Raw genomic sequence first — 15,384 nt, 5'->3', positions numbered from 1 at the left:
GTTCCTTTCGTCGCTGATGTGGTGATGAGACACTGACGAGATGAATGTTCCTGCTGTCACTGCGCCTGGCGGCCTCGCGGCCCACCGCGAGGCCATCCGCGGTGTGCTCGCCAGTTATGGCGTTGAGGCGGCCGGGGTGTTCGGGTCTGTTGCGCGTGGTCAAGCAACCGACTCCTCAGACCTTGACTTGATCGTGCAGTTCTCGCCTGGCGTCGAGCGGGACCTCATTCGTTTGGGCGAGGAGTTGTCGCGCGTGGCCGGGGCGACTGTTGACGTCGTAGACGCCGACGTCGTGCGCGAACGGGCGCATCGCACGGGTGTGGGGCTGTCTATCCTGGCCGAGACCGTGCCGCTGTGAACCTCGCCGAGGCCGAGGGGCAGGGAAGGCACCGACGTCTCGTCACCGCGTGTCGGCGCATGGGCAAGGTGCGTGCGCCCGATCGTCCCCGGGGTGGTGGTCAGGGGCAGGCGGCCCGGGTCCACGGTCCCGCGGTCACCGTGCGCAAGTAGCTGCCCGCGATCGCGGTGAGGTAGTCGCCGACGCGCGCGACACGCTCGGGAAACTGTCGACTCACGCGGACGCCAGTTCGTCGAGCGCACCTCTCAACCGCGCCGGTGCCTCACACACTTCGGTGATCGCCTGCGTGAGCTCGTCGAACGAATCGACGACGAACACATTCGGGCGCGTCGCCAGGGCGATGCCCCAGGTCGTGGTTCTCGCGACGCGGCTCGTGAGGATCACCGGGCGTCCGTGCTCACACGCAAGTCGCGCCTGGATCCTGGTTCCGGAATGCTCGCCCGCCTCGATGACGATCGTCGCGAGGCCGTAGCCGGACATCGTGGCGTTCCTCATGGGAAAGGACTGCTTGGACGGTGCCGCCTCCGGGTAGGACTGGGAGAGAAGGAGCCCTCGGGTGGCGATCTCCTGTTGGAGCGTTCGGTTCGATGCCGGGTAGGACTTGGTGATGCCCGTGCCCAGGACTGCGACGGTCCGCCCGTCTACATCGAGCGCCGCGCGATGAGCGGCCGTGTCGATGCCGTCGGCGAGACCGGCGATGACCGTGAGGTCCCTGGATGCGAGATGGCGCGCGACGCGGTCGGCCAAGTGCAGGCCATGGTCGGAGGCGGAGCGTGATCCGACGACCGACATGCCCTGATCATGTTCCTGGAGCGTGCCCTGGTAGAACAGGAACGGTGGAGTCTCCCTGATTCCGAAGAGCCGACTCGGGTAATCGGCGTCGAGGACCGTCAGCCACCGATGCCCGGCCTCTGCCCACGAGGTGACCTCCGCGGTTGCCCGGGCGAGCCCGGCCTCGAGTTCGGGGTCGCCGAAGAGTGCCGGACCATCGGCTCCGCTCAGAATCTGGACAGCGCTTCCCGCGGCTGCCACATCGGCGGCAATCTCACCCCAACCGGTGCTGTGGCGTCGGTGGCGCAGCAGCGTCAGTAGAGCCGCGAACTCTCGATCCCGTGTGCCCATAGCCGCATGGTAACCGGTAGGTCCGACGTTCCAATCGGAGCGGGAGCGTGGAATCTCGGCCGGCCGGGCTGTGTGTCGGATCTCTTCGCGCGACCCATGCGCGGGCGCTCGACGGAAGGATGGACGTGCTCGTTGGCTGTGACTCGCCGAGGTGGGCGGGCCGGTCGTCTCTGGTGGTCGACGCGAGCGCCGAAGGGGAGGCTCCGTTGCTCGGGGATGATTTGAAGCCGGTGTAGCTGAACGCGGGGCTGCGTGCATCGGTGCGCCTCACGGAGGCGCCAGGTTTCCGGGGCTTCATCGATGCGGGCCCACAGCATGATCTCGGTCATGCCGGGACGCGCAGAAGCCCACGCCGGAGTGTGGGCTTCTCGAATCGGCGCTCCGGGAACTGTCTCATCCCAGCTACCGCTGCCGACGGTAGTTCCCGCGGAGAGACAGTTCAACTGTCGTGCCCCCGTCATGCATGCCCGTTCGCGCTGGCAGGGGGCGCCGCCAATCCGCCCGCGACCACAGGTGGTTGCCGGATGAGTGGGCGCACGTCGTTGCATCGTGACGCCCGTTCGGTGTTCGGTCATCGCCGAACGCCGAATGATCATGCAGCCGGTGTCCGGGCCGCGTCGACGCGGCCCCGATCCACATCGTGATGATCGACTGCCGGGGTGACGTCGAGGCGGCGAGCCTCCTCGTCCAGCGCGTCGATTCATGTCGGGTGTGATGCCCTTGCCTGCGTCGAAGTTCGTATCCAGCGTGTCGGCCCGCCTTGGCCGGACCGCGCGTCGGGGCGCCGGGCGCCGGTTGCGGCAGGGCCTATGGACGACGCCCGGTCGGCCCGCGTAGCGCGGTCGCCCGGGTGGGCGGGGAGCCACGCGAGAGTGAAACCGCGCACGTTGGCCGGTGGTGAGGCCACCTCGAGACGACGGTCTTGCTACCGTCGTCCGCGGTGCTGAGTCGATTCGCGAATCCTCCCCGCCACGCGGGAGGCGAGAGGCGTGTCCCAGCCGACCCCTCCGGCGGCCCTGCCGCCCCACCGCGCCATGCCGCGCGGCCGCGCCGCGAGGCGACCGCGGAGGGTGTGTTCCGGCATGAACTGCACGGCGTGCGCGGGCTTGCCCTGAGCCTCGTGGTGTTGTTCCACCTCTTCGGCAACGGCCGGGTCTCCGGCGGAATCGACGTATTCCTCGCGATCACGGGCTTCCTCTTCACAGGGTCGTTGCTGCGGCGCGCCATCAAGGGGAACGGCCGGATCAGCCTCGTGCAGCACTTCGGACGGCTCGGGCAGCGGCTCCTGCCGCCGATCCTGCCCGTGCTCCTCGCTGTGGCCGTCGGTGCCTACTTCCTCCTGCCCGAATCACGGTGGCTGCAGGTGGCGCGTGAACTGAGGGCCACGATCCTCTACTACGAGAACTGGGAACTCGTCGGTTCCCAACTCGATTACAACGCCGCGGGGGCCGACACGAGTCCGCTGCAGCATTTCTGGTCGCTGTCCGTGCAGGGCCAGTTCTATCTCGTCGCTCCGCTCGTGGTCATGGCCGTCACGATGCTGGCCCTGCGGCTGCAGGTGTCGCCGCGGTGGGCTCTCGTCGGCGTGCTCGCCCTGGTTCTCGTGGGCTCCCTCTCCTACTCCGTGTATCTCACGGCCGTCGACCAGCCGGTCGCCTACTTCCACTCCGGGGCTCGGATGTGGGAGTTCGCACTGGGCGGCTTGGCCGCGCTGCTGCTGCCGTACGTCAAGCTCTCGATGCGCGGGAGGGTCGTGAGCGGCTGGGCCGGCATCGCGATGATCGCGACCTGTGGATTGATCTTCGACGGCGGGAACCTCTTCCCGGGGTACCTGGCCGCGTGGCCGGTGATCGGGATGATCCTCGTGCTGGCGGGCGGGATGACGACCTCGCCGTGGGGTGTGGATCGCCTACTTGTGACCAAGCCGTTCACCTTCGCGGCCGACATCTCCTACAGCCTCTACCTCTGGCACTGGCCCATCCTCATCTTCGTGCTCGCGACGTTCGGCCTGCAGCGCATCGGCCCGCTCGAGGCCGTGGCGATCCTCTCGGCATCGGTCGGACTCGCCTGGCTGTCGAAGCGCTTCATCGAGGACCCCGCCCAGAACTGGCGCTTCGTGCGGAGCCAGGGCCGGAAGTTCGCGTGGGCGGTCGCCAGCGTGACGGTGGTCGCCCTGACCACCGGTGCTGCCGCGTCGAGCCTCTCGCAGCGCCAGGATGCGCTCCTGGCGCAGGCGATCGTCGACGGCGGCGAGTATCCGGGTGCCGCGGTGCTCATGTCGGGAGAGCCGATCAGCCTCGATCCCTACGAGCCGGGTGACGTCGTCCCGGACCTGACCGTGCTCTCCCGGGACCTGCCGGCGATCTACGACGAATCGTGCGTGCAGAGCCATCGTGACGGATTCGATGAGGTGCTCGTGTGCCGGGACGTGCCGGCCGATCCGCTACGGAGGGTGGTCATGACCGGCGGCTCGCACATCGGGCAGTGGTGGCCGGCGATGAGCCGGATCGCCGAGGAGCAGTCGTGGGAACTCATCCTGCTCGAAAAGGGCGGATGCCACCTGACGGTCGACTGGGAGAACGTCGACGGTCTCGGCTTCAACGACAGCTGCCGGGATTGGAACCGGGATGCGCTGCCGCTGATCGCGCAGCTGGAACCCGATCTCGTCTTCACCCTCGGCACCACGACCAAGGGCGGGTACGAACACGTGGCCGCAGGGGCCGTGGGCGCCTGGTCGAAGCTGGCCGATGCGGGGATCCCGATCGTGGCGGTCCGGGACACCCCACGCCTGGAGGAGTCCGCGGCGGAGTGCCTCGAACGCGTGGGAGTCGATCCGCGGGAGTGCGGCCAGCCGCGCGACGCGTCGCTGGAGATGGCCTCTCCGATGCGGACCGCCGAGGGCATACCCGTGAACGTGACCCCGCTCGATCTGACGGCCGCGTTCTGCGACGCGACCTACTGCCCGGCCGTCGCGGGGGACACGATCGTCATGCGCGACGAGCACCACGTCTCGGCCACGTACATGCGCACCGTGACCCCGTTCCTCGAACTCGGGCTCCGGGATGCGGCCGGGTTCCTGTTCTCGCAGTGACCGACGACGCGGCGAGCTCGCGGTGCGTCCGGGTGGCGTCCCGGTGGTCTAGGCCACAGCCGTCCGGCCCGGCGTGCATCAGCCCCGGGCTCTGGAGTATGATCGTCCGGGCTCAACGTGAGAGAGTTGTGCCTTGGAGCCTCCAGGAGCGGTCAGCACCAACCGAGGCGAGTACCCGCCCGTTGGCGCCCGCGCCCACGTGAACACCCGATTGTAGGAAGTTGATATGAAGAAGGACATCCACCCGGAGTACCAGCCGGTCGTGTTCCGTGACATCTCGGCGAACTTCTCGATTCTGACGAAGTCGACGATCTCCTCGGCGAACACGGTCGAGTGGGAGGACGGCAACACCTACCCGGTGGTCGATGTCGACATCTCGTCCGCTTCGCACCCGTTCTACACCGGCAAGCAGAAGATCCTCGACACCGCTGGTCGTGTGGAGAAGTTCCGTCGTCGCTACGCGAACGCCGGCAAGTAGACCTGAGTTTGCGCCGGGCTCCCCGGCGCGCGTAACCGTCGTAGAAGAGGAGGCAAGGCCATGGCAGTTCCCAAGCGCAAGATGTCGCGCAGCAACACCCGCTCGCGTCGTTCGCAGTGGAAGGCAGAGGTCGTTGACCTGGTCCCAGTCCGCTCCGGTGGCCGCGAGGTCAAGGTGCCTCGGCGCCTGGCCCGTGGCGTCGAGCGCGGCCTGGTCGACGTCGAGGACTGACAAGTGCGGCGCCTGAGCGCCGATGATGCATCGAAGGGCTGCCCGGTGGGCGGCCCTTCGTTCTTTCTGCGGACCTAGAGTAGAAGCGTGACGGACGAGATCGAGACCACCCCCGCGCGTCACACGTGGCGTGACTATCAGTGGAAGCCACGACGCTCCCTCGTGCTCATGGCCGGTCAGGCCGTACGCGGGATCCGCGAGCCGACCCAGAAGATCGCGATCGCCGGCAGCGACGACGCGGTGAGCCAGCGCCACGCCCGCGCCGTCATCGACCTGTGCCTGCGGGCAGGCGAGGCGATGCTGGCCACGGGCGCCTCGGCCGCGGACGTCGTGGCGACCGTGCTGCGCATGAGCGCCGGATACGGACTGAACGGCACGCACGTCGACATCACGTTCACCTCGGTCACCATCAGCGTGCACCGGGGCCTGAACGAGGATCCGATCTCGGTCATGCGGGTGGTCAAGGTCCGCACCACCGACTATGCGCGGCTCCAGGCCGTGTACCGGCTCATCGACGAGATCACCGCGGGCGACGAGCTCATGCACGTCGACGAGGCCCGTGAGCGCCTCGGCGCGATCCTCACCCAGCCCCATCCGTACCGGCGCTGGCTTGTCACGGCGGGCAAGGCGACCCTCGCCGGCGGCGTCGTGGTCATGTACGACGCGAGCTTCGTGCTCGTGATCGTGGCCGCGGTCGCGGCGATCGCCGTGGACCTCCTCACCCGCAGGATGGCCAAGTGGGGCATCGCCGCGTTCTTCGGGCAGATCGCCGCCGCCATGATCACGACCTGGGCCGCCGTGGGGATGTACTGGCTGCGGTCGATGGGCATCGAGCTGCCCGGGGCGAACCGCCCGACGGTCATCGTGATCTCCGGGATCATCATGCTGCTGTCAGGTATCGGGCTCACCGCGGCGGCACGCGATGCCATCGACGGCTACTACGTCACGGCTACGGCCCGGGGGATGGAAGTGGTGATGCTCACCCTCGGTCTGGCCGTGGGGATCTCGGTGACGATCGGTGTCGCGATCCGGCTGGGAGTGCCGATGCGGGTGGGCACCACCCTCGGGCCGGACGGCGGACTCGTCGCCGGCGTGGTCGGCGCCGCGCTCATCGGGGTCGGCTTCGCGCTCACCTCGTATGTGCACCTGCGCGTCGTCCCCCTCATGGCCGCAGTCGCCGGCCTCGTGTTCGCCGTCTACTACGTGCTGCTTCCCCTGACCGACCAGCCCGGTGTCGTGCCCGGTCTCGCGGGCGTCGTCGCCGGGGTGCTCGGGTACCTGGTGTACCGCTGGCTCAAGGTGCCGGAGTCGGCCATGACCATGGCCGGGATCATCGGCCTCATCCCCGGCCTGGCCGTCTACCGCGCCCTCTACTCGATCATGGATTCCGAGTACGGCATCTCCGCGGCCATGCCCGCCCTCGTCTCCGCCATCGCGGTCGGCCTCGGGCTCGCCGCCGGGACCACCATCGGCGGCTTCCTCACGCGCCAGACCTTCGGCCTCGACCGGTCCGCGATCATCGCCTCCCGGCGGACGCGGGGCGCCCGGTAGTCGAGAGTCAACACCGAGGGCAACGTATGCCCAGCTTGCACCCAGGCGCACCTCAGCCCGTTCACAGGGGCGTTGGATTCGTCACGTTGCTCACGCGAGAACTACACCTTCGCATCTACCGCACGTCTCCCGGGGTTGTTACGTTGCCAGCATGCGCGAGATCTTCCTGGCACCTCACCAACTGGGCGTCGGCGGTCGTACCACGGCCGTCTTCGCTCAGGCCGAGATGTTCCTACGGCTCGGGCTCGCGCCGACCGTGCTCACGTTCAACTACGACGGACGTTTCGAGTCCTCCATCGCGTCGCGGCGCGCTTCGAGTCAGATTCCGGACGGCGTGAGGGTGCGCAACATCTACCTCGACCTCATGGAGCAGAACTCCGTGCCCGGGGAGGCGAACTGGTCGATGGCCGAGGACGACGAGGTGGACGGACTGATCGAGCAGGACGATCTGTTCGAGAAGGATCGGTTCATTCGATACTTCGACCGACACGGCGAGTACATCAAGTTCCGCCGCTGGGACGGTGGCGGTGCGCCCGTGCAGACGACCTATTTCCAGGCCCGGCGTGCCGTGGTGCGCCGCGAGTACAACTCCGCGGGCTTCTGTGGGCTCGAGTATCACTACGACCTGGTCACCGGGAAGGTGAACCAGGAGCGGTACTACACCGCCGACGGCTTCTGCTACCTCGCCCGCTGGATCAACCCGAACAGTGGCGCTCACGCGGGCCTGTACGTCAACTCACGCGAGGTAGGAAAGAGCCGCCGGTTCGCGCACAATGTGCCCTGGCACGTGGACTGGCTCGAAGGGCTGATGAAGGGGGCTGCGGGACGTCCGACGCTCGTGGCCCACTCCTCGGGCGCGGCTCGCAAGGTGATCGATGTGAAGCCCGGGCTCGCCGATCGCGTGTTCGTGTGGCACGAGAATCACTTCAAGCCGCCGTTCCGGTTCGGCGCCGATATCCGCGATGACTACGCGGACACCTTCAAGAGGTTCGCGGAGATGCCCGCAGTCGTCGTCGCAACCGAGGCCCAGGCTGCCGACCTGCGCCGTCGCTATCCGGATGCACACAACGTCCACGTCGTGCCGAATCGGATCCGCACCGCGCCCACGGTCGAGGGAGCGGAGAAGGCCGAGGGCAGGATCGGCGTCTTCTCCCGGCTGCACCCGGGCAAGCGGATCGATCAGCTCATCCGAATCATTCCTGCCATCCGCAAGGCGATCCCGGCCGCGAACCTGCACGTCTACGGGCGAGGTCCCGAGCGGGCGGCACTCGAGAACCTGACGAGGGAGCTTTCCCTCGATGATTACGTCACATTCCACGGCCAGATCAGCGATGTGAGTGCCGCGATGTCGCGCTGCCAAGTGACGGTCTCCACCTCGGAGGTCGAGTCGTTCGGCCTCGCGATCGGCGAGTCGCTTGCCGCGGGAACACCCGTGGTCGCCTACGACATCAACTATGGACCGAGCGATCAGATCCGTGATGGCGTCGACGGCCGCCTCGTGCCCGACAACAAGCCGAAGCAGCTGACGAAGCGCCTGATCGAGGTGCTGTCAGATCCGGAGCGCGCGGCCGTCATGGGCACGAGCGGACGGGAACGAATGGCGGACCAGTTCGGCCATGCAACGGTCGTCGCGCGCTGGCGCCACTTGCTGGACATCGACGGCGAGTCGCAGGTGTAGCGAGCCGACGACTGCGCTTGCACGGCTAGCATGGCGGAACATCATCTCGACTTGGAGGAGCAACGGGTGTACTCCCTTCTACTGCTCAACGGCGGCATCGGTGCACGGGTGGGTGCCGGCCAGCCGAAGCAATTGCTCAAGGTGCGGGGGATCCCGATCCTCGTGTACTCACTCGTAGCGGTCGACAGGATCGAGGGGGTGACGCAGATCGTCCTCAACTACCCGCCGGGCTGGAAGGAGGCGGTCGAGGAGATCCTCGAGGCGTATGCGATCCGTACGCCGGTGACCCTCGTCGAGGCGGGGGACACGAGACATGCGTCCGTCGCGGTGATGCTTCCCCACTGCGAGAACGACCACGTGATCGTGCACGAGGCCGCGCGCCCGCTGGTCAGCGAGGAGGACTTCGAGCGGCTGATCGCAAGCGAGTACGAGAACGTCTCGCTCATGCTGCCGATCCCCTTCACCGTCGCGCCCGTCGACCCGGCGACACACGAGGTCACGGGTTCACTCGAACGCGACCGACTGCGGAACGTGCAGCTGCCGCAGAAGTTCAACAAGACCCACCTCGCGAGCGCGCACACCTTCGCCTCCGAGCGCGACGAGGTCTTCACGGAGGACGCGACCCTCGTGGCGGTCGCCGGCCACCCCGTGCACTTCATCGACGGAACAGACCGCAACTTCAAGGTGACCACACCCATCGACGTGCGGCTCGCCACCTACCTGCTGCAGAGCGAGGAGGCCGAGGATGAATAAGACTGCACTCGTGACGGGGGCGTCTCGCGGCATCGGCCTGGAGACCGTGCGGCGCCTCGTACAGGCGCCGGGGGAGACCACGACCGTCGTCATGTTCGCACGGGAATCGGACGACTTCACTGCGGCGGTGGCCGAGCTGGAGTCGGCCAACCCCCATGGCAAGAGGATCGTTGCCTACCGTGTGGACGTCGGCAACCGCGCCGCGCTGCAGCAGGCCATCTCCGACGCCTATCGAGAGGTCGGCACCATACACACGCTCGTCAACAACGCGGGCTACACGAATCCGGTGCCCCTCCAGCAGGTGGACTTCGCTGACTTCGAGCGGACGATGGCGGTCAATCTCTACGGGCCGTTCACCCTCGTGCAGGACCTGCTGCACCTGGGGAACCAGTTCGATCTCATCGTTAACGTCGCCTCGACGGCCGGCATCACGGGCCGCTCCGGGTGGTTGACCTACTCGGCATCGAAGGCCGCCGTGATCAACATGAGCCAGGTGATGCGTGAGGAGCTCGCGATCTACGGCACCCGAGTCGTGTGCATCTCTCCGGGCCGGACGGCGACGGCGCTACGCCGGGTACTGGCGCCGGACGAGGACCCGGGGACGATCATGCAGCCTGGTCACGTCGCCCAGGTGATCGAGACGCTCGCATCTCCCGTGGGTCGCTTCATCGACTCCGAGAACTTGGTTGTACGACAGTAGCCTCTACGTGTTGTCGCGTTCCCAGGGCGCGGGCAGCGGGAAATACTTCGGCAGGAACTTGGCGAGTTCTCTCCGGGCCAGGACGCTGTAGGGGCCCGACTCCTCTTGATTGAGGCAGAACGTGTCGTAACGGCGCAGCGCTGCGAGGCCATCCAAGTCCTGCCACGACTTCGGTTTGCTGATGTCCAGGTAGAGGTAATTCGGCTCGTCTGCCACTGCTCTGCCGAGGGCAGAGGCATACCAGTGATGTAGTGATGAAGCTACGGAGATATCGGTCGGTGCGCGGAACGGGGAACTCCTCGTGAGTTCGAACTCGCGCGGGCTCTCCCGTTCCATTTGCTCCACGACGTCGCGGAGTTGGGGATGCACCGTGTGCCGAATCTTGGAGGTGACCGTCAGGCCGAATCGCCGCGCGATGAGGTCTCGTCCGTTCTTGGCGGCGGCCATGATCGGCGGATCCTCAATGGATGGTGGCCCTGGATAGACTGGTAGATCGGATGGGAAGAACTTCGCGAGGCCCGTTGGGTGGAAGAAGTCGCTCGGGTACGCTAGTCGTCCGAAGAAGACGTCATCATTTAGGTACAGATATCTTTCGGCGATATCGGGAATGCGGTGTAGCGCCGACTCGATCGCATGTGAATTAAATGTTAGTCTTGGAAGAATTTCACTATGATCGACGATGGAGATCTTCGGATGGGAGAGATCGAGCCACTGCGGTACTTGCCGGTCGGTGACGATGTAGATGTGGTTGACCCAATTGGCAAACGTGAAGACCGACCGAAGCGAGTAGCGGAGTTCATCGGAGTCGATGAATCGGGAGGAGTCTGTGGCGTTCGTGTGCCATCTCCGACTACCGTGCATGGCAGTAATGCGCGCGAGCGTGGCGTCCCGGCGTCTACGCCACTCATCATCGGATCCATCAACCCAGGTATAGACGACGTCGATTGGGCCATCGACGTTCGAGACGGGCCATTGGTGCCTGCCTGGATCGAAGGCGCGAATATCACGATTCGCCACCTCCCGAATAAGGACCCTCAGTCCGGGTTCATGGGTGTGTGGGCCGAAATGATATGGCGCTGGGGTGAGAGTGGCCGTCTCGCCCGACACGGTCTCGTGAATCGATTCTCGTAGTAAACGGATCTTTTTTAGTTCGTGGAGTACCTGGGCGGGGCTGCTCGTCGTGATGTTCAGGGGGCGGCGGTCCTCAAGGGGCGCCAATTCGGCAGGGAGGCCGCTCGTCGCCGACAGGGCAGCTTGTTTCAGAGCCGCGCGCGCCGCGTGTAGGTCGATTAGATTCGCGGCGCGATTCTTATGAATGCGTGTCGGTGCTTCCGGGCCTAGCCGGTGCCAGGGGGCGCCCCGCTTGATCTTCGCCAGCAGTCGGCGGGCTGCCATATATGAATACGGGGCCATGGTTGTTCCGATATGGGTTAGAGCTCGAAGGAACTCGGGATGGGTAGCAAATCCTCCAAGAAATTGTCTACTGCGAAGTCAACAGCTTCGGGGTCGGGAATCGGGATTGCGGGCTCTCCCAGGGTCACAATGTGATGCTGGTGCCGCAGGGCATTCGTCAGCGAGCGCCCGAGGTGTTCGCTGCCCAGTGGTACGTACGTGTACCTGATCGAGCCAGGAACGCTCCTTCCAGTCGCGTACCCATAATAGTGGGAGAGAGACGAGGGGATTGCCAGGTCGTCCGGCCCCCGGAAGCGCTGTGCACTAGTACGCTTCCACTGGGTGGCATACCGTTCCTCAATCTCCTTGAGCATGGAGAGTCGCTGTGCGTGCGGAGTGTGCAGCATGCCCTGGGTGACCGTCATTCCGAAATCGGTCTCGAGGATCCGTCGCGTGTTCAATCCGGCTGCGATGTGGGGCGGCGGATTGAGGCGCTCGCCGTTGATTTTGACCGGTGATGTGAAGAACCGAGTCAGCCCGCTCCCTGTGAAGTAGAGTTCGGGAGGGTTGGCACGTGCCAGGAGGGTGTCGTCGTTCAGGTAGAGGTAATGCTCGCTCAACCCTTCGATACGGTGGAGGTTCGCCTCGATCGCGTGTGAATTGAAGGTTGGCAGCACGGATGGATCCGGGAAGATCTCCTCATGATCCACGACGGTCAAGCGGTCCGAGTCGGACCGCAGCCAAGCTGGCCGTTGGCCTGCCGTGACGAGGTAGACATTGCGGACCCACGGGGCGTATTCCTCGAGCGAGCGGAGCGAATAACGTAGCTCATCGCGATTGCGGAAGCGGGCGGCGCTTGTCGCCTCATGATGCAGTCCGGCGTTGTCGCTGTCTCGCAACGTGTTTCGGCGTTGCTGCCATGCAAGATCAGTGTCATCTACCCATGTGTACACGACATCGATAGGGAACTGGACCGAAGACCAGAGGTGACGTGTCGCCAACGGCAAAGTCGGAACGCGGCGGGAGTCGATCGTCACGGCCTCAAGCCGCGTCAATTCCGACGCGGCGACGCGATCTGCGATTCGGTTATTGCGCGGCGGCACGAGATCCCCGGCTTCATCCTCGGGCCAGAACTCGATGTCGCAGCCAGCGGGCCCTTCCCGAAGTGTGCCCGTTGAGTCGGTCACGGTGAAGGAGAGCCGCAGAACAGACGCTGTGTGGAAGAGGATCGGCAGTAGCTGGCCCGCGCCGGGGCGCCACGGCTCCACGGTCAAACGCGAGTTTCCGCGAAGGCCGTAGACCTCAAGTGACGGGTCAGCGGAGTTCTGGATGATTTCGACGACATCGCGGCGCACCGATTCCGGCATGGCGATGCAGTGCCGGCTTGCGTCATATCCGGGTATCCAGAAATAGGGAATTTGCGCGGTGTCGAACATTTCGACGGTTCGGCCGAGGTTGCGGTCGGCGAGTTGTGGTGTCCGCAGGCGGTGGACTGGCATGACTTCAGGAACGATGCTGAAGGAGGCACGATCATCGACCGATGTCGGGGGCGACTCCGAGTGGACGGTCGTACTCGCTACGGCTGTGCCTGCTGTGCGTGCGATCCGCCCTGGTGTGGCTCTGGCTTGGTCGAGTAAGTCGGCGTACAACGTACGCCACCTGTGGTGGATGTTTGCAGCGGAGAACCGGTCGGAGACGTTGCGTGACCCTTCCGCTAGCCGGGCGCGCAGCAGCGAGTCTCCCATAAGCTGTGTCAGCGCTGCGGCGAGCGCATCCACCTCACCCCATGGGATGAGGAATCCATTCACTTCGTCGTCGATGATCTCGGCGGGCCCGGTCTCGCAGTCGTAGGCGACGAGCGGTAGCCCAGCCGCCATTGCCTCCAGCGCGACGAGCGGAAGCCCCTCGACTCCTCGGAACGCCATTGCAAAGATGGACGCCTTGGCCCACTCGGTCTGCAGGTCCGGCACGCTTGGCGTGATATCGATACGCGACTCTAGATTTACTCGCCGTGCGATGCCACGCAGTCGCGCCATATCGGGTCCATCGCCGTGGATGCGCAGTCGCCACGTTGGATGGTCGTCGGCCACTCGTGCAAACGCCTCGATCAGGTCTCCGAACCCTTTGCTTCGAACGAGGCGGCCGGCTCCTAGAATAGTGTCCGAACTCAGGTTCGACTGTGGATAGAAGCTAGCGGGAATAGCATTGGGAACGGTCTCGAGGTGCGGGGCGCGGTCGCCGAGTCGGTCTTCGAGCCAGGACGTCGAGCGTTGGGTCAAGGAGACGAGGCAGTCGAGTTGTGGCGCTGCTATGGACAGTGGTTCGAACGAGGCGCGGCTTCGTGCTCCGGTGGCGCGGTGCTCCTGCCCAACCACCACCACATGCTCAGGCGCGAACCTGGTCGCCAGGTAGGCGAGGGCCGGTGTCGTGGTCACGAGCACGTCGCACTCAAGCGAGCGGAGAACGTCCTGGACGAGCACGTCCGAACTGGCGCAGAATTGATCGTCCCACTCGATTGGGATGAGGCGCGACGGCGCGTCCGCCTCGCGGAGTCGCTGCGAGAGTGTCGCTCCGGTTCCGGGACTTTGCAACGGAGCGTCCATGATGTATCGCACGTTGATGTCGCCGTGAACCGAGAAGGTCGGGGATCCGGTTTCCCGGTAAATGCTCAGTAGTTCGACAGCGTCTCCGTCCCGAGCGAAGGGGTTAGCCTGGTCGATGATTGCGCGCTCGGTTCCCGCGCCCGCATCGATCGTGGTGACGAAGTAGACGATCTTCATACGGGACTCCCAGCCGTCGTTGTCGGTGTTGGTTTCGTGCTCGAACGTTGCTCGATCGCGAGTCGAGCGTCCAAGGTCCAGTAGGGTCGGAAAATTGGTCGGCCAGGCTGTCCGGCCAGACGAATGGACTTATATCGGACGGCGTTGCGAGGATTTCGAATGTCGCTCAAGCCGTTCTGGAGCTTCATGTGGCCTGCAGGTGTCTCGACCACCACTTCCCAGGTGGGGTTCGCCTCGTCGTCTGCGTACGCTTGGTTCGCCATGGCCGTAAGCGGCAGATCAACGATCACGGCACCGGATATGCGATGGAAGGGGATTTCCAGGCGCGTGTGACTCGTGCGTCTATGTGTCCACATCCGCTCTACTGTCGTTTCGACGGGAGTGAGCGTGAGCCGAATCCGATACAGGGATGCGTCGACGCTCGTGACGTCGATTGAGGGAGTGGGGGACGAAACTGTGATGACCGCCAGACCCAAGGCGTTTGTTCCAATATGTCGCACCAGGTGGTCTGAGCGTGCCGGCGGATGGGGGCGGATAACGGTCGCGGTCGCGTGCTTGCGCGCTGGCCCTGAGATCATCAGCGGGAGGCGGTGCCGCTCGGTTTCGACCGACATCGTCCAGCGGCCAATGCGCAGGTCGGCACCATTGGCATCTAGCATCACGGTAATAGTCGCAGATTCAGCATCCGAATTCATGAGCAGTGGAATCCGGCGCCGGGAAGCACCGTTTCGGAACCGCAGAGCTCGCGCATGCTCGCCTGGTGGTACATAGAGTCGAATGTTGAGGGTTCGCCCGTCGGCTAGTGAGACGCCGTCGGCGTCCGCATGTGGCGCCGTGGAGACAACCGTTCGAGCGGCCTTCAGTGCTGTCCGGCTGAGGCGCTTGGCGATCCTCTTGAGGCGCGTGCTAGCGCGTTCCACGGAACATCCTTCCCCGATGCGGTGCTGGCTCGCCCAGTGCGTCACACGGACTGTGTGTGCCTGGGGGACTCCTTGGGCTCGCGATCGATGCTACCCGAATGAGATCAGTGACCCGTAAACCACGAAGTGCTTGAGGGTGACCTCAGGAGCCGCGGTGTCGGCGGCCCACGCTTCTGCAGAGACGGGCCGCTAGGCTGGACGGGTCTTGAACGTCCGTGTCCGTCGTAGCTGGGGGTGTGCAGGTGGGAGTGTTGCGACGCAGGCTTGGTCGAGTCTGTCACGTGGTCGCAGACCGGTTGGCTCGTGACCGGTATGAGCGTTCGTTGCGTG

12 protein-coding genes are annotated in these 15,384 nt (G+C 65.3%); 8 read left to right on the top strand and 4 right to left on the bottom strand.

The window, feature by feature from the left end; all coding sequences use genetic code 11:
* Positions 1-40 precede the first annotated feature (40 nt).
* On the top strand, positions 41-358 hold the full coding sequence (locus GCE65_RS11640) for a nucleotidyltransferase family protein (RefSeq protein WP_152909937.1): 318 nt from the start codon (positions 41-43) through the stop codon (positions 356-358).
* Positions 359-571: 213 nt separating this feature from the next.
* Here the strand turns inward: GCE65_RS11640 and GCE65_RS11635 are convergent, their stop codons facing one another.
* Positions 572-1,480 carry a DNA-processing protein DprA gene (locus tag GCE65_RS11635; RefSeq protein WP_153878511.1) on the bottom strand — a complete coding sequence of 303 codons (909 nt, stop codon included), beginning with the start codon at positions 1,478-1,480 and terminating at the stop codon, positions 572-574.
* Positions 1,481-2,420: 940 nt separating this feature from the next.
* Between GCE65_RS11635 and GCE65_RS11630 the strand changes: the two genes are divergently transcribed.
* The 7 genes from GCE65_RS11630 (at position 2,421) to GCE65_RS11600 (ending at position 9,962) form a co-directional block, all read left to right on the top strand.
* Positions 2,421-4,571, top strand: a complete 2,151-nt coding sequence (locus GCE65_RS11630; protein ID WP_370460113.1) for an acyltransferase family protein — start codon at positions 2,421-2,423, stop codon at positions 4,569-4,571.
* A 226-nt stretch (positions 4,572-4,797) separates the two neighbouring features.
* Positions 4,798-5,049, top strand: coding sequence for a type B 50S ribosomal protein L31 (locus GCE65_RS11625; RefSeq protein ID WP_152909934.1), 252 nt, complete (start codon positions 4,798-4,800; stop codon positions 5,047-5,049).
* A 60-nt stretch (positions 5,050-5,109) separates the two neighbouring features.
* The gene (rpmF, locus tag GCE65_RS11620; protein ID WP_152909933.1) at positions 5,110-5,280 is read left to right on the top strand and encodes a 50S ribosomal protein L32; all 171 of its coding nucleotides are present in this window, start codon (positions 5,110-5,112) and stop codon (positions 5,278-5,280) included.
* 87 nt (positions 5,281-5,367) lie between these two features.
* Positions 5,368-6,831: a threonine/serine exporter ThrE family protein gene (locus GCE65_RS11615; RefSeq protein WP_228759921.1), complete on the top strand. Its 1,464-nt coding sequence runs from the start codon at positions 5,368-5,370 to the stop codon at positions 6,829-6,831.
* Positions 6,832-6,982: 151 nt separating this feature from the next.
* Positions 6,983-8,509 carry a glycosyltransferase gene (locus GCE65_RS11610; RefSeq protein WP_153878509.1) on the top strand — a complete coding sequence of 509 codons (1,527 nt, stop codon included), beginning with the start codon at positions 6,983-6,985 and terminating at the stop codon, positions 8,507-8,509.
* 66 nt (positions 8,510-8,575) lie between these two features.
* Entirely contained in the window at positions 8,576-9,262 is a 687-nt protein-coding gene (locus GCE65_RS11605) for a 2-C-methyl-D-erythritol 4-phosphate cytidylyltransferase (RefSeq protein WP_153878508.1), read from the top strand.
* Positions 9,255-9,962 carry an SDR family NAD(P)-dependent oxidoreductase gene (locus GCE65_RS11600; protein ID WP_153878507.1) on the top strand — a complete coding sequence of 236 codons (708 nt, stop codon included), beginning with the start codon at positions 9,255-9,257 and terminating at the stop codon, positions 9,960-9,962. Before GCE65_RS11605 ends, GCE65_RS11600 begins: the two co-directional genes overlap by 8 nt.
* A gap of 3 nt (positions 9,963-9,965) precedes the next feature.
* On the opposite strand, the gene GCE65_RS11595 is transcribed toward GCE65_RS11600, so the two are convergent.
* From GCE65_RS11595 to GCE65_RS11585, 3 genes are read right to left on the bottom strand one after another with little or no spacing between them, the layout of a single operon-like run.
* On the bottom strand, positions 9,966-11,357 hold the full coding sequence (locus GCE65_RS11595; protein WP_194928689.1) for a stealth family protein: 1,392 nt from the start codon (positions 11,355-11,357) through the stop codon (positions 9,966-9,968).
* 35 nt (positions 11,358-11,392) lie between these two features.
* Positions 11,393-14,134, bottom strand: coding sequence for a stealth conserved region 3 domain-containing protein (locus GCE65_RS11590; RefSeq protein ID WP_153878505.1), 2,742 nt, complete (start codon positions 14,132-14,134; stop codon positions 11,393-11,395).
* Positions 14,131-15,054 carry a hypothetical protein gene (locus GCE65_RS11585; protein WP_153878504.1) on the bottom strand — a complete coding sequence of 308 codons (924 nt, stop codon included), beginning with the start codon at positions 15,052-15,054 and terminating at the stop codon, positions 14,131-14,133. The genes GCE65_RS11590 and GCE65_RS11585 overlap by 4 nt, the downstream gene beginning before the upstream one ends.
* Positions 15,055-15,384: the final 330 nt, after the last annotated feature.

Origin of the sequence: Pseudactinotalea sp. HY158 (assembly GCF_009660225.1) — a bacterium.
Classification (GTDB): Bacteria; Actinomycetota; Actinomycetes; order Actinomycetales; family Beutenbergiaceae; genus HY158.
Note: the sequence above shows the minus strand (reverse complement) of the source record. Positions and strands in the feature narration are given on the sequence as shown.

Bases quoted from the DNA above. Each gene is read 5' to 3' on its own strand.
- GCE65_RS11640 (WP_152909937.1), top strand. From the start codon at position 41: ATGAATGTTCCTGCTGTCACTGCGCCTGGCGGCCTCGCGGCCCACCGC.
- GCE65_RS11635 (WP_153878511.1), bottom strand. From the start codon at position 1,480: ATGGGCACACGGGATCGAGAGTTCGCGGCTCTACTGACGCTGCTGCGC.
- GCE65_RS11625 (WP_152909934.1), top strand. From the start codon at position 4,798: ATGAAGAAGGACATCCACCCGGAGTACCAGCCGGTCGTGTTCCGTGAC.
- rpmF (WP_152909933.1), top strand. From the start codon at position 5,110: ATGGCAGTTCCCAAGCGCAAGATGTCGCGCAGCAACACCCGCTCGCGT.
- GCE65_RS11610 (WP_153878509.1), top strand. From the start codon at position 6,983: ATGCGCGAGATCTTCCTGGCACCTCACCAACTGGGCGTCGGCGGTCGT.
- GCE65_RS11600 (WP_153878507.1), top strand. From the start codon at position 9,255: ATGAATAAGACTGCACTCGTGACGGGGGCGTCTCGCGGCATCGGCCTG.
- GCE65_RS11595 (WP_194928689.1), bottom strand. From the start codon at position 11,357: ATGGCAGCCCGCCGACTGCTGGCGAAGATCAAGCGGGGCGCCCCCTGG.
- GCE65_RS11590 (WP_153878505.1), bottom strand. From the start codon at position 14,134: ATGAAGATCGTCTACTTCGTCACCACGATCGATGCGGGCGCGGGAACC.